The 12122-nt window shown below is 71.5% G+C and carries 14 protein-coding genes; 9 read left to right on the top strand and 5 right to left on the bottom strand.

The features are described 5' to 3' along the window. The first annotated feature begins 184 nt into the window (after window positions 1-184). The 7 genes from OG494_RS28625 to OG494_RS28595 all read left to right on the top strand — a co-directional run bounded on the left by OG494_RS28625 (window position 185) and on the right by OG494_RS28595 (window position 6157). Window positions 185-1006 carry an ABC transporter ATP-binding protein gene (locus tag OG494_RS28625; protein ID WP_328459050.1) on the top strand — a complete coding sequence of 274 codons (822 nt, stop codon included), beginning with the start codon at window positions 185-187 and terminating at the stop codon, window positions 1004-1006. A gap of 95 nt (window positions 1007-1101) precedes the next feature. Next, the gene (locus OG494_RS28620) at window positions 1102-1881 is read left to right on the top strand and encodes an enoyl-CoA hydratase/isomerase family protein (RefSeq protein WP_328443891.1); all 780 of its coding nucleotides are present in this window, start codon (window positions 1102-1104) and stop codon (window positions 1879-1881) included. 4 nt (window positions 1882-1885) lie between these two features. Continuing rightward, complete coding sequence (locus tag OG494_RS28615; RefSeq protein WP_247061787.1) at window positions 1886-2851, top strand: class I SAM-dependent methyltransferase; 966 nt, start codon at window positions 1886-1888, stop codon at window positions 2849-2851. Continuing rightward, entirely contained in the window at window positions 2852-4015 is a 1164-nt protein-coding gene (locus OG494_RS28610) for a class I SAM-dependent methyltransferase (protein WP_328443888.1), read from the top strand. An 85-nt stretch (window positions 4016-4100) separates the two neighbouring features. After that, window positions 4101-4865 (top strand): HAD family acid phosphatase, encoded by a 765-nt coding sequence (locus OG494_RS28605; RefSeq protein WP_328443886.1) that lies wholly within the window; start codon window positions 4101-4103, stop codon window positions 4863-4865. Between the two features lie 64 nt (window positions 4866-4929). Then, entirely contained in the window at window positions 4930-5310 is a 381-nt protein-coding gene (locus OG494_RS28600) for a DUF427 domain-containing protein (protein WP_328443884.1), read from the top strand. Window position 5311: 1 nt separating this feature from the next. After that, complete coding sequence (locus OG494_RS28595) at window positions 5312-6157, top strand: LysR family transcriptional regulator (protein ID WP_328459049.1); 846 nt, start codon at window positions 5312-5314, stop codon at window positions 6155-6157. Here the strand turns inward: OG494_RS28595 and OG494_RS28590 are convergent. The 3 genes from OG494_RS28590 to OG494_RS28580 all read right to left on the bottom strand — a co-directional run bounded on the left by OG494_RS28590 (window position 6147) and on the right by OG494_RS28580 (window position 8440). Further along, on the bottom strand, window positions 6147-6563 hold the full coding sequence (locus OG494_RS28590; RefSeq protein ID WP_328443882.1) for a hypothetical protein: 417 nt from the start codon (window positions 6561-6563) through the stop codon (window positions 6147-6149). The two genes, OG494_RS28595 and OG494_RS28590, sit on opposite strands and share 11 nt — an antisense overlap. A gap of 51 nt (window positions 6564-6614) precedes the next feature. Beyond that, entirely contained in the window at window positions 6615-7589 is a 975-nt protein-coding gene (locus OG494_RS28585; RefSeq protein WP_328443880.1) for a chitinase, read from the bottom strand. Between the two features lie 146 nt (window positions 7590-7735). Continuing rightward, complete coding sequence (locus tag OG494_RS28580; RefSeq protein ID WP_328443878.1) at window positions 7736-8440, bottom strand: DUF2306 domain-containing protein; 705 nt, start codon at window positions 8438-8440, stop codon at window positions 7736-7738. Window positions 8441-8577: 137 nt separating this feature from the next. Here OG494_RS28580 and OG494_RS28575 point away from each other — a divergent pair, with 137 nt between their 5' ends. Then, complete coding sequence (locus OG494_RS28575; protein ID WP_328443876.1) at window positions 8578-9474, top strand: TetR/AcrR family transcriptional regulator C-terminal domain-containing protein; 897 nt, start codon at window positions 8578-8580, stop codon at window positions 9472-9474. 10 nt (window positions 9475-9484) lie between these two features. After that, window positions 9485-10003, top strand: coding sequence for a GNAT family N-acetyltransferase (locus OG494_RS28570; protein WP_328443874.1), 519 nt, complete (start codon window positions 9485-9487; stop codon window positions 10001-10003). A gap of 38 nt (window positions 10004-10041) precedes the next feature. Here OG494_RS28570 and OG494_RS28565 read toward each other — a convergent pair whose 3' ends face one another. Both OG494_RS28565 and OG494_RS28560 read right to left on the bottom strand, forming a co-directional pair. Then, window positions 10042-11475, bottom strand: coding sequence for an FAD-dependent monooxygenase (locus tag OG494_RS28565; protein WP_328443872.1), 1434 nt, complete (start codon window positions 11473-11475; stop codon window positions 10042-10044). Window positions 11476-11485: 10 nt separating this feature from the next. After that, entirely contained in the window at window positions 11486-12061 is a 576-nt protein-coding gene (locus tag OG494_RS28560) for a PadR family transcriptional regulator (protein ID WP_328443870.1), read from the bottom strand. Between the last annotated feature and the right edge of the window lie 61 nt (window positions 12062-12122).

Below are 12122 nucleotides of genomic sequence, written 5' to 3'. Positions count from 1 at the left end.
GCGCCAGAACGAGCCCCGGGTCACCGGGGTCACGGGCGCGTCGGCTGACATGCCCGTGATCCTGCCACAGCCCCGCCGCGCCCGGCACTTCCGGCGTGCGGCGTTCCACGTCGTGGACGTCTTCCACCTGCCGATTCGCCGTCTCACCCGGGCGGGTGCGCACGCGCGCGCGACGGCAGACAGAATGGGGTTCGTGAGCGAGCCGATCCAGCCCAGCGAACTTGACGACCTCGTGGTCCGGATGGCCGGTGTCGGCGTCCGCCGCGGGACCAACGACCTCCTCGCCGGCCTCGACTGGTCCGTGGAACTGGACGAGCGCTGGGTGGTGCTCGGCCCGAACGGCGCGGGCAAGACCACCCTGCTGCGCCTCGCCGCGGCCGAGCTGCACCCGAGCACCGGCGAGCTCGACCTGCTCGGCGAGCGCATCGGCAAGGTCAACATCTTCGAGCTGCGCCCCCGCATCGGGTTCACCTCCGCCGCGATCGCCCAGCGCGTCCCGGGCGACGAGCTTGTGAAGGACGTCGTGGTGAGCGCCGGGTACGCGGTGGTGGGCCGGTGGCGTGAGGAGTACGACAAGCTCGACACCGAGCGCGCGACCGAGCTGCTGGGCGCGATGGGCATCGGGCACCTCGCCGACCGCACGTTCGGCACGCTGTCCGAAGGCGAGCGCAAGCGGGCGCTGATCGCCCGGTCCCTGATGACCGACCCCGAGATGCTGCTGCTCGACGAGCCGGCCGCCGGTCTCGATCTGGGCGGGCGCGAGGACCTCGTCGCGCGGCTGTCCGCGCTGGCCCTCGACCCGGACGCGCCGGCCATGGTGCTCGTCACCCACCACGTGGAGGAGATCCCGCCGGGGTTCACCCACGCGCTGCTTCTCCGCGACGGTCACGCGGTCGTGTCCGGCCTCGTCGACGACGTCGTGACCAGCGAAAACCTTTCGAAGACGTTCGACCAGGACCTGGTTCTGGAGCGCTCCGGCGATCGCTTCTTCGCCCGCCGTCGCTAGGCTGTCCTTACCCGCCGGTAGGCTCTGTTGAATGGGCTCTCACCGGTAAAGAGTGGTTCGAGCCGAAGGCAACTCGTCGACCGAGGAGGATGGGCGTGGGAGAGTTCGTATCGCTGGAGGTCAAGGACGGCGTCGGCACGATCCGGCTCGACCGGCCCCCGGTCAACGCGCTGAACGCCCAGGTCACCGCCGAGCTCGCGGAGCTGGCCAAGGAGGTCTCCGAGCGCGACGACGTGCGCGCCGTGATCCTCTACGGCGGTGAGAAGACCTTCGCCGGCGGCGCGGACATCAAGGAGATGGCCACCCGCACCTACCCGGAGATCGCGAAGTTCGGCGCGACCCTCACCGGCACGCTCGCCGCGATCGCGAACATCCCGAAGCCGGTCGTCGCCGCGATCACCGGCTACGCCCTCGGCGGCGGCCTCGAGCTCGCGCTGACCGCGGACCGCCGCGTCGCCGGCGACAACGTCAAGGTCGGCCAGCCGGAGATCCAGCTCGGCGTCATCCCCGGCGCCGGCGGCACCCAGCGCCTGGCCCGGCTGATCGGCCCGAGCAAGACCAAGGACATCGTCTACACCGGACGGTTCGTCAAAGCCGAAGAGGCGCTGGCGCTGGGCATCGTCGACGAGGTCGTCGCCCCCGACGACGTCTACGCGGCCGCGCACAAGTGGGCGTCCCAGTTCGCCAACGGGCCGGCTGTCGCCCTGCGCGCGGCGAAGGCGGCCATCGACGGCGGCCTCGACACCGACCTGGCGAACGGGCTCAAGCTCGAATCGCACCTGTTCGCCGCGCTCTGGGCGACCGAAGACCAGAAGAACGGCATGAAGTCGTTCATCGAAAACGGGCCCGGCAAGGCCACTTTCGAAGGGAAATGACGCCTTGACCGACGTGAACGACCCGGCCCCGCACCCGCACGCCACCGCCGAAGAGGTCCAAGCCGCCTGGGCCGACCCCAAGCTGGCGAACGTGCTGTACCACGACTGGGAAGCCGGCACCTACGACGAGAAGTGGTCCATCTCCTACGACGAGCGCTGCATCTCGTACGCGACGGACGTGTTCAACGCCGTCGCGGGTGATGACGGCCAGCCCTACCAGCACGCGATGGAGCTGGGCAGCGGCACCGGCTTCTTCCTGCTGAACCTGATGCAGGGCGGCGTCGCCAAGAAGGGCTCGGTCACCGACCTCTCGCCGGGCATGGTGCAGGTCGCGCTGCGCAACGCCGAGAGCCTCGGCCTCGACGTCGACGGCCGGGTCGCCGACGCCGAGCGGATCCCTTACGAGGACAACACGTTCGACCTGGTGGTCGGGCACGCGGTGCTGCACCACATCCCGGACGTCCAGGCGGCGTTCCGCGAGGTGCTGCGCGTGCTGAAGCCGGGCGGCCGGTTCGTGTTCGCCGGCGAGCCGACCAAGATCGGCGACACTTACGCCCGCAAGCTCGGCCAGCTCACCTGGTTCCTGACGACCAACGTGACGAAGCTGCCCGCGCTGAGCGGCTGGCGCCGGCCGCAGGAGGAGCTCGACGAGTCCTCGCGCGCCGCCGCGCTCGAAGCTGTCGTGGACATCCACACCTTCGACCCGTCGGAGCTGGAGTCGTGGGCCCGCGGGGCCGGCGCCCAGGACGTCCGCGCGGTCACCGAGGAGTTCGCCGCGGCGCTGGCCGGCTGGCCGATCCGGACGTTCGAAGCCGCGGTGCCGCAGGAGAAGCTGACCGTCCGCTGGCGGCTGTTCGCCTACAAGCTGTGGCTGCGGCTGTCCGCTGTGGACAAGAAGCTGCTGTCGAAGGTGCTGCCGCGCGAGCTGTTCTACAACGTGATGATCACCGGGACCAAGCGGCCGTCCTGAGTGGGCTATTCCTTCACCCTCGGCGACGTCGCCCACCTGCGCTCCGGCGCGGGTGAGGCGGCGCTCGCCGAGGTCTCGGCACGGCCGCTGACCGACCACATCGCCGACGTCGCCGCCGTGCGCCGTCTCGTCGGCGAAGACCACGCGGCCGCGGTGCTGGAAACCGTGCTGCTGCGCCGGAAAGCCGTCGGCAAACTGTCCGGTGTGGACTGGCTGTTCACCTCTGACGCGCTCCAGCAGGCCAGCGCGTCGCTCGTCGCCCGGCACCGGGCGCAGCGTCTGGCGGGCCTCGACGTCCACGACGTCACCTGCTCGGTCGGCGCGGACCTCGTCGAGATCGTCCGGGTGGCGCGGCGCGCGCTCGGGTCCGATGTGGACCCGGTGCGGCTCGCGATGGCCCGGCACAACGGCCTCGCCGCCGGCGTCTCGTTCGGACTCGCGCGAGCCGATGCGCTGCGGCCGGTCAGCCGGGACGCGGTGGTCGTCGCCGACCCGGCCCGTCGCGACTCGGCCGGACGCCGGTCCTGGAAACCCGCGGACTTCACCCCGCCGCTCGACGGGCTGGTCGAGGCGTACCCGGGCCGTCCGCTGTCGGTGAAGTGCGCGCCCGGCTTGGACTTCGCGATCGCGCCGTGGGCCGACGAGGTCGAGCTGGTGTCCCTCGACGGCCAGGTGCGCGAGTCGTGCCTGTGGCGCGGCCTGGGCACGGGCGTCACCCGCCGGGCGAGCGTGCTGCGCTCGGACGGGACACAGTGGACGGTCACCGACGCCGAACCGGACGAGCTGCCGGCGCGCGAGCCGGGGGAGTGGATCGTCGACCCGGACGGCGCGGTCGTGCGGGCCGGGCTGGTCCGGCACTACGCGGCGCGGCACGGGTTGTGGCAGCTGGACGAACGCATCGCGTACCTAACCGGTGACACGCCGCCACCGGGTGTGCGCGCGTTCCGTGTCCTGGAACAGGGCCCGTACAGCGAAAAGTCCCTGAAGGCCGTCCTCAAGCGACACGAGGTCGGCCGGCTCGAGATCCTGATCCGTGGCCTCGACGTCGACCCGGACGCGTTGCGTCGCAGGCTCAAGCCACGCGGGCCGGCGGAAGCGTCCGTGGTTTTGACGCGGATCGGCCGCGCGCCGGTGGCGTTCGTGTGCCGCGCCGAGCGGGTTTAAGTGAACAGGAACCAACGAAGGGTGGAACTCCGGGTGAACGTGACGTAGGTTCCCCGAGTCGTCAAGTCTTCACTGGAGGGTCGCCGTGTCCGGAAAATGGTCAGGTCTCGTCAAGCTCGCCGCCGCCGCGGCGATCGGTGCCACCGTCGCCTCGGGGGCCACCGCGCTGGCCGGGTCGGACGCCGCCACCGCCGCCCGCGCCCACGAACCGGCCAACATCGGCCAGGTCAAGAACGACGTCAAGGCCTACTACGGCGACTACCTCGACGCCGCGGGCAAGCACCACTACTCCGACGCGAGCAAGTTCGTGAAGGACACCAAGAACGTCGTCTCCGACGCGAAGCGCTTCCTGCAGCAGCAGCTGGGCCGGGTGAAGAACCCGGCGATCGTGCTGGACGTCGACGACACCTCCGAGATCACCTACGGCTGGGAAGCCGACAACGACTTCGGCTTCGACCCGGTCAAGCAGCAGCAGGCCATCGACAACGGCACGTTCGTCGCAAACAAGCCGGTGCTGGAGCTGAGCAACTGGGCCGCGCAGCACGGCGTGAAGGTGTACTTCCTGACCGGCCGCAACGAGCTGCAGGGCCCGCAGTCGCTGAAGAACCTCGCCAACGAGGGGTACCCGGCCCCGGCCGGCGCGTTCTTCAAACCGAAGGTGACCGCGCCCGACTACCTGCCGTGCGGGCTGACCTGCACCACCGTCCAGTACAAGTCGGGCACGCGGGCGCACATCGAGGCGACCGGCGCGAAGATCGTGCTGAACGTCGGTGACCAGTTCAGTGACCTCGAAGGCGGCTACGGGCTGCGTCCGGTGAAGCTGCCGAACCCGATGTACTACCTGCCCTGAGGCCGGAATAACCGCCGGGTCCCGGGTGCTGGTCCCAGTACACGACTTTTTTCGAGGAGCTGACATGCCGGAGAAGAAGGTGCTGGTCCCGGGCCCGGACCACCCGATCACCGTCGAGCCGACCAAGGCGCGCGTGGTGGTCAAGGCGGGCGGGCGCGTGGTGGCCGACAGCCGCAACGCGCTGACACTGCAGGAGTCGAACTACCCGGCGGCGCAGTACATCCCGCGGGCGGACGTCGACTTCAGCGTGCTGGAGCGGACCGACCACGAGACGTACTGCCCGTACAAGGGCGACAGCAGCTACTACAGCCTGAACGCCGGTGACGTGCAGGCCGAGAACGCGATCTGGACGTACGAGAAGCCGTACGACGCGGTCGCGGCGATCAAGGACCACGTCGCGTTCTACCCGAACGTCGTGGACTCGATCGAGCTGATCGAGGACTGAGCTGGACCTCGACCTGCTGCGCACGTTCCTCGCGGTCCACCGCGCGGGCTCGCTGACCGGTGCGGCACCGTCGCTGGGCTTGTCCCAGCCGACGGTGACCGCGCAGGTCAGGGCCCTGGAAGCGCAGCTGGGGCAGCAGTTGTTCGTCCGGCGCGCCCGCGGCGTCACGCCGACCTCGGTCGCCGACGAACTCGCGGCCCGGATCGCCCCGCACGTCGATGCCCTGGCCGACGTCGCCTTGGGGCCCGCCGATCGGTTCGCGGTACCGGTCCACCTGGCCGGACCGGCCGAGCTGACGACGGCTCGTGTCCTGCCCGCGCTGGCGGGCCTGGTTTCCGACGGCCTGAAGCTGCGGGTGAGCTTCGGCTTGGCCGACGACTTGCTGGCCGGCCTCGCGGAGCGCCGGTTCGACCTGGTGGTCTCGACGATCCGCCCCCGCGGCCGCGGCTTCGCGGCGACGCCGTTGACCGACGAGGAGTTCGTCCTGGTCGGCCCCCGAGGCTTCACCGGCGACCCGCGGACGGCGCCCCTGGTGGCGTACGCGGAGGATCTCCCGATCATCCGCCGCTACTGGTGGACGGTGCTGGGCGTGCGGCCGCCGCCCGGCCCCGCGGTGGTGGTCCCGGACCTGCGGGGCGTGCTGACGTGCGTGCTCGCCGGCTTCGGCGTCAGCGTCCTGCCGCAGTACCTGTGCGCGGCCGAGCTGGCGTCGGGTGCGCTGGTCGCCCTGCTGGACCCGGCGGAACCGCCGATCAACACACTGTTCGTGGTCACGCGGACCGAGCCGTGCCGGGCGGGGCCCGCGGCGGTGCGGGACGCCCTGCTCGCCGACGCCGTCAGCTGGTGACCTGCAGCACGCCGGTCAGCAGTGGAAGGGTGAACGCACCTGCCGCGGTCTCGGGCCGGCTCGCCAGGTAGGCGCGGATCCGCCCGAGCGTGGCTTCTCGCTCGGGCTCCGGCATGACCGGGATCCCCGCCCGCGTCGCCAGTGCCGCCACGAGGGATTCAGCGGTACGGCGTTGCCCGTGCGGGAACTCGGCCCATTCCTCGGAGCCGAATCCGGCGGTCTCGGTCCGCCGGCCGGCGGGGGTGTTCACGCGGGCCGATCGCCGCGCTGCCACCGGCCCGGCGACCCAGCCGACCCGGTCGTCCACCACGTTCCACAACCGCGCCCACCGCACGGCGGCCTCGGGGTAACCGGGCCGGTGCTCGGCGTACGCGACGGCGCCGAAGGAGGAGGCGTGTTCGTCCACCGGACCATCCGGCCCGCCGGGCGGGGCTCGCAGGCCCCGCCCGGCGACGGATCAGCCTGTGTAGCCGGCGAAGATCTTCGCGAACTCGTACTTCGCCTGCGGCACGTTCGTGCACTTGTACAGCGCCCCGGTGCACGCGTTCGCGTCCCGCCCCGCTTCCCAGAACGACAGCATGCCCAGGTGGACCGTCTTGGCGAAGGCGACCAGCGCCTTGGCGTCCTTCTGGTAGAAGATCTCGTTCTGCGAGTCGTTGACGCCGATCATCGGGGTGACGCCGACCTTCTTCCAGGCCGCCGCGTCGCTCAGTCCGTACAGCGACTTCAGCTGCGTCTGCGTGGCCTTCGCCGCGGAAATCGCCTTCGCGCCCTGGTCACCCGCGCCCTGGTAGTAGTCCATGGCCATGATGTTGACCAGGTCCAGGTTCACGCCGGCGTCCTTGGCCGCCTTGACGACGTTGAGCCCGTTCGCGTCGAGGCCGGTCGGCAGCGCCGGCAGGGTCAGTGAGATCTTCAGCCCCGGGTTGTTGGTCTGCAACGTCTTCAGTGCCTGGGAACGGCGGGTGATCGACGCCGGGTCGGCGACGGCCGCGCCCTCGATGTCGAAGTCGGCGTACTTCAGGCCGTACGCCTTGACGACCGCGTCGTACTCGGCCGCGACCTGCGCCGACGTGCTGCACGCCTGGGCCAGTTCGATGCCGGACGCGCCGCCGAAGGAGATCTCGACGTCGCCGCCGGCGTTGCGGATCTTGGTGATCTCGTCCTTCTGCCACGCCGTGCGCGGGTCGTACGCGCCGAACCAGCTGGCCTTGCAGCCGTAGGAGTTGACGAAGGCGAGCGTGAAGCCTTTGACGCCGCTCGCGGCGGACATCGCCGACAGGCTGGGCGTCGGCCACGCGCCCATGTCGACGTAGGGGCCGACCGGGATCGGCGAGCCGGCGGCGGCGCCGGCGGGGGCCGCGAACCCGGTGGCCAGCACGGCCGAACCGCCCAAAGCGGCCAGGAGCGGACGGAGACGGGGGAGACGCATGGGGGACCTTCACGACAACCAGCGCGGCGGCGGGAATTCCGGACCTAATTGGTATAGACCATTAATGTGGTCCGGACCATAGGCCGTTCGGGGCATGATGGCGGGTGATGGGGCGGAACCGGCCCCACGGCCGGCTCCGCCCGTTCTCACGCCGTCGCGCGCCGGCGTCCCCGATCCAGCCACCACTGGGCGATCAGGAACGGGATCACCCAGCCGGTCCACGTCGTCAGCCCGGCGATCGCCTGGCCCAGTGCCAGTTCGCTGCCGCCGAACGTCGTGTCCAGCTGCCCGGGGAGCACGAGCGACCAGACGATCGCCCAGATCCGGTTGCTGATGATGGACATGCACAGCACGAAGCTGCGGATCATCCAGCGCCGGTGGTCGCCGAAGCGCCGCGCCCGCGCCATCCGGTAGCCCTGCACGGTGCAGCCGAACCAGAGCGTCGCGAGCAGGACGTTCGACACCGCGCCGACCGGCCCGAACGGCGCGGCGACCGCGATGGCGAACCCCGCGATCGACGCCGGGATGGCGCCCGCGAAGACGTACACGCGGCCGGTGCGGCGGTGCACGACGGGGTGTTTCCGCCGCAGCCACGGCCAGATCTGCAGAGCGCAGGTCACCATCGCGACCGTCGCGAAGCCGATGTGCGTGACCAGCACCGGGTAGTACCAGGCGACGCCGTCCGGGGCCGGGATCCGCGACTGGGCCGGGTCCAGCCCGAGGTAGGGCGGGAGCGAGAACACCAGGAACACCGTGACGATCAGGCCCAGCGGGAACACCCACGGCCGGCGCCACCACGGCGTGGCGCGCCGGGTCCCGCTCGGGCTCGCCGGTTTCTCTGTCGTGGTCATGCCGTCCCCCTGTCTTTTACGCTGTATCGGCACCGTATGGACCTGCGGGAGGACGCGGCAATCCTTGCTGGTGACAATGGGGGAGTACCCTGAAACCGTTCTAGGTGGCCGGGGGAAGTGTTCTAGTACGGATCGAGGTGTTCGTGGCCGAGCAGGCGCCGTATCTGCGGATCGCGGCGGACCTGCGGCGCCGGATCACCGCCGGTGAGCTGCGGCCCGGCGAGCGCGTTCCGTCGACCCGGTCGCTGGTGCGCGAATGGGGCGTCGCGATGGCGACCGCGGCGAAGGCGCTGACCGTGCTGGGTGAGCAGGGCTGGGTCCGCGCGGTGCCGGGCAGCGGCACGGTGGTGAGCGACAGGACGCCGCAGAAGCCGCCGCTGGGCCGGGCGCGGCTCGTCCGGGCGGCCATCGCGCTGGCGGACGCCGAAGGCCGCGGGGCGCTGTCGATGCGCCGGCTCGCGGCCGAGCTCGGCGTCGGCCCGATGACCCTGTACCGGCACGTCCCGGACAAGGAAGAGCTGGTCCGGCTGATGGCCGACGCCGCGCTCGGCGTCGAGGAGCTGCCCGAGCCGGGCCCGGCTCGGTGGCGGCCGCGGCTGGAACTGGCCGCGCGGACGCAGTGGCGGGCCTACCGGCGGCACCCGTGGCTCGCGCCGGTGATGCTGAACTCGCTGGTGCGGCCGCCGGTGGTGCCGAGCGGGCTGCGGCTGGTCGACTGGATGCTGCGGGCGCTGACCGGCACCGGGCTGCACCGCCGGACGAGGCTGCAGGTGATCATGACGCTCAACGGCTGGGTCGGCGGGCTCGCGGTGAGCCACGCCATCGAGGTCGAAGCCGAGCAGGACACCGGCATCACCGGTTCCCAGCGTCTCGAAGCCGACATGGCCCTGCTGACCGGGCACCTCGAGTCGGGCCGGTTCCCGGCGCTCGCGGACACGATCACCGGGCTGGCCGACGTCGACCTCGACGAGGCGTTCGAGTTCGGGCTGCGGGTCCAGCTCGACGGAATCGCCGCGCTGCTGGGGGAGTCCTAGACTCACCGTGGTGCTGCTCACCACGGAACGGCTCACGCTGCACGCGTGGTCCGAAGCCTTCTTCGACGATCTGTTCGCGCTGGCCCAGGTGCCCGACACGGTCCGGTACGTCGGCACCGGCGAGCCGTGGACCCGCGAGTACACGCTCGCCAAGCACCGCGCGACACTCGAGCACTGGGCCGAGCACGGCTTCGGCTGGTTCGCGGTGTCGGCGGCGCCCGGCTCGTTCGACGGCGTGGTGGCGTTGGTGTGCCGCGACAACATCGAGTCCGGCCTCGGCCACCCCGCGGTGGAGATGGGCTGGTGGATCGCCCGGCCGTGCTGGGGCCGCGGTTACGCGACCGAGGCGACGACGGCCGTGCGCGACCACGTCTTCGCGTCCGGTTTCACCGATCGGCTGCTGGCGATCTACGAGCCGGCGAACGCGCCGTCGGCCCGGGTGGTGGCGAAACTCGGGTTCGCGCCGCACAGCACGTTCCCGGTCGCCGGCCGCTTGCAGCAACGAGCGATCCTGAACCGCCCGCGCTGAGGCCCCGACCGCCCCAATCTGGCCTTGGGGCGCATTGGTCAAGCGGAAGCCGGGACCGGGATGTCGCCGACCCAGCGGTGGATCGCCTCCGCGAGGCCGGTGTCGTCCGTACCCGTCGTCAGCCAGGCGACGTGCCCGTCCGGCCGCAGCAGCAGCGCCCCGACGTCCGAAGTGGACTGTGCGGCGACCACGTCGATTCCCGGTGCCCACGCGGCGAAGGCGCGCTCGGGGGTCAGGTCGAGGAGGACCGGACGGCCGGGGTGCAGCAGCGCGGCGAGGTGGGTCACGTCGCCCCGCAACGGGAAGTCCGGGGCGAGGCGGCCGAGCCACGGGTGCCCGGCCGGCTCGTAGCGGGCGTCGAGGCCGGTGATGATCTCGGCCAGCGCCCGTTGCCCCGCGGGGTGCGTGGCGACGCGGCGCATCAGGTCGGCCAGCGGTTCCGCCGCCGCGGCCTCCGAAAGCGCGACCTGCGCGCGGGTGTTGGCCAGGATGTGCTCGCCCGCCGCGTGCCGCTCGGCGTGGTAAGTGTCGAGCAGGCCTTCCGGTGCGGTCCCGCGCACCGTCGCGGCGAGCTTCCAGCCGAGGTTGAACGCGTCGTCGAGCGCGACGTTGACGCCGATCGCCCCGGCCGGCGGGTGGATGTGCGCGGCGTCGCCCGCCAGCAGGACCCGGCCTTCGCGGTAGCGCTCGGCCAGCCGCGCGGCGTCGCCGAAGCGGGTCAGCCAGCGCGGTGCGCGCAGCTCGACGTGCCGGCCGAGCACCCCGTCCACCTGGGACCGGAGCAGCTCGAGCGTGACGGGCGTGTCCTTGTCCGCGGGCGGATCGTCCTCCCGCACGACGATCCGGACGTACCCCGGCCGCGGGATGACGAACAGCGTCCGGCCGTCCGGCCCGGCCGAAACCCCGTACGGCAGCTCGCATTCGACGTCGCCGAGCAGCGCGAACCACCGCGCGTCGACGCCGGGGAAGCCGATCCCGGCGTGCTTGCGCACGGTGCTGCGACCGCCGTCGCAGCCGACGAGGTACCGCGCCCGGACGGTGAGTCCATTGTGGATGTTCACGGTGACGCCGTCGGCGTCCTGCGTGAAGCTCCGCAGTTCGTGGCCGCGCAGGAGTTCCGCGCCGAGTTCGAGTGCGCGGGCTTCGAGGACCTCCTCGACGCGGGTCTGCGGGATGCCGAGGGAGAACGGGTGGTCGGTGGCGGTGCCGTCGAGCAGCAGTGGTTCCGGCAGGCCGGTCGCCGGCGCGTGCGGCACCTGGTGCCCTTCGGCGACCAGGCCCGCGGCCAGCCCGCGGCGGGCCAGCAGGTCGAGCGAGCGCGAGTTCAGGTTGAACCCGCGGCAGAACGGCGGCTTTTCCGGGTACCGTTCGACGACGGTGACGCCCACGCCGGCCAGCGCGAGCTCGGCGGCGAGCAGCAGGCCGGCGGGGCCGGCGCCGGCGACGAGGACGTCGGTTTCGAGATCGGGCACGGTCTTCCCCTCAGAAGGTTTCGGGCCAGGGCAGGGAGCCACTGCGGATTTCGGCGGCCGTGCGGCGCGCCCAGTCGAGCTCGGCCCGCCAGGCGTGCCGGATGTACTCGACCTCGATCATGAACAGCCGCGGCGCCCCTTGGCCGACCGTGTCCGCCAGCGCCGTCTCCGCGCCTTCGACGCGTTCGGCGAGGTGGCGGGCGCGTTCTTCCAGCGCGTCGGCGGCGCGGTCCGGGCCGAGCGCGCCGAGGTAGCTGACCGCCGCGACGAACTTCGGGTACTCGTCGACCGGCACGCGCACGAGCTCGTCCAGCCAGGCGACGAACTCCTGCCGGCCGAGCTCGGTGTGCGTGTAGACGGTCCGCTCCGGCCGGTTGCCCTCCCGGACCGTCTCGACCGGCTCGATCCAGCGGTGCTTGGCCAGGGACTCCACCGTGTCGTAGAGCGACCCGGGATTGATCTTGAAGCTGGAGTCCTTGTGGCGTTCGCGCAGCGTGGACGCCATTTCGTACGGGTGCATCGGGCGTTCCAGCAGGAGGCCCAGCAGGGCCAGCGCCAGGGTGTTGCGGATCTTGCGGGCTGCCATGGTCGTCAGTCGCTCCCTATTAGTCGGTTCCGACTATACGGGTCCGGTCAAGTCGGGTTGC

This window comes from Amycolatopsis sp. NBC_00438 (assembly GCF_036026695.1).
Classification (GTDB): domain Bacteria; phylum Actinomycetota; class Actinomycetes; order Mycobacteriales; family Pseudonocardiaceae; genus Amycolatopsis.
The sequence above is the reverse complement of the archived record's forward strand: the minus strand, read 5'-3'. Positions and strand labels throughout refer to the sequence as shown.

Bases quoted from the DNA above. Each gene is read 5' to 3' on its own strand.
- OG494_RS28625 (WP_328459050.1), top strand. From the start codon at position 185: ATGGGGTTCGTGAGCGAGCCGATCCAGCCCAGCGAACTTGACGACCTC.
- OG494_RS28600 (WP_328443884.1), top strand. From the start codon at position 4,930: ATGCCGGAGAAGAAGGTGCTGGTCCCGGGCCCGGACCACCCGATCACC.
- OG494_RS28585 (WP_328443880.1), bottom strand. From the start codon at position 7,589: ATGCGTCTCCCCCGTCTCCGTCCGCTCCTGGCCGCTTTGGGCGGTTCG.
- OG494_RS28580 (WP_328443878.1), bottom strand. From the start codon at position 8,440: ATGACCACGACAGAGAAACCGGCGAGCCCGAGCGGGACCCGGCGCGCC.
- OG494_RS28560 (WP_328443870.1), bottom strand. From the start codon at position 12,061: ATGGCAGCCCGCAAGATCCGCAACACCCTGGCGCTGGCCCTGCTGGGC.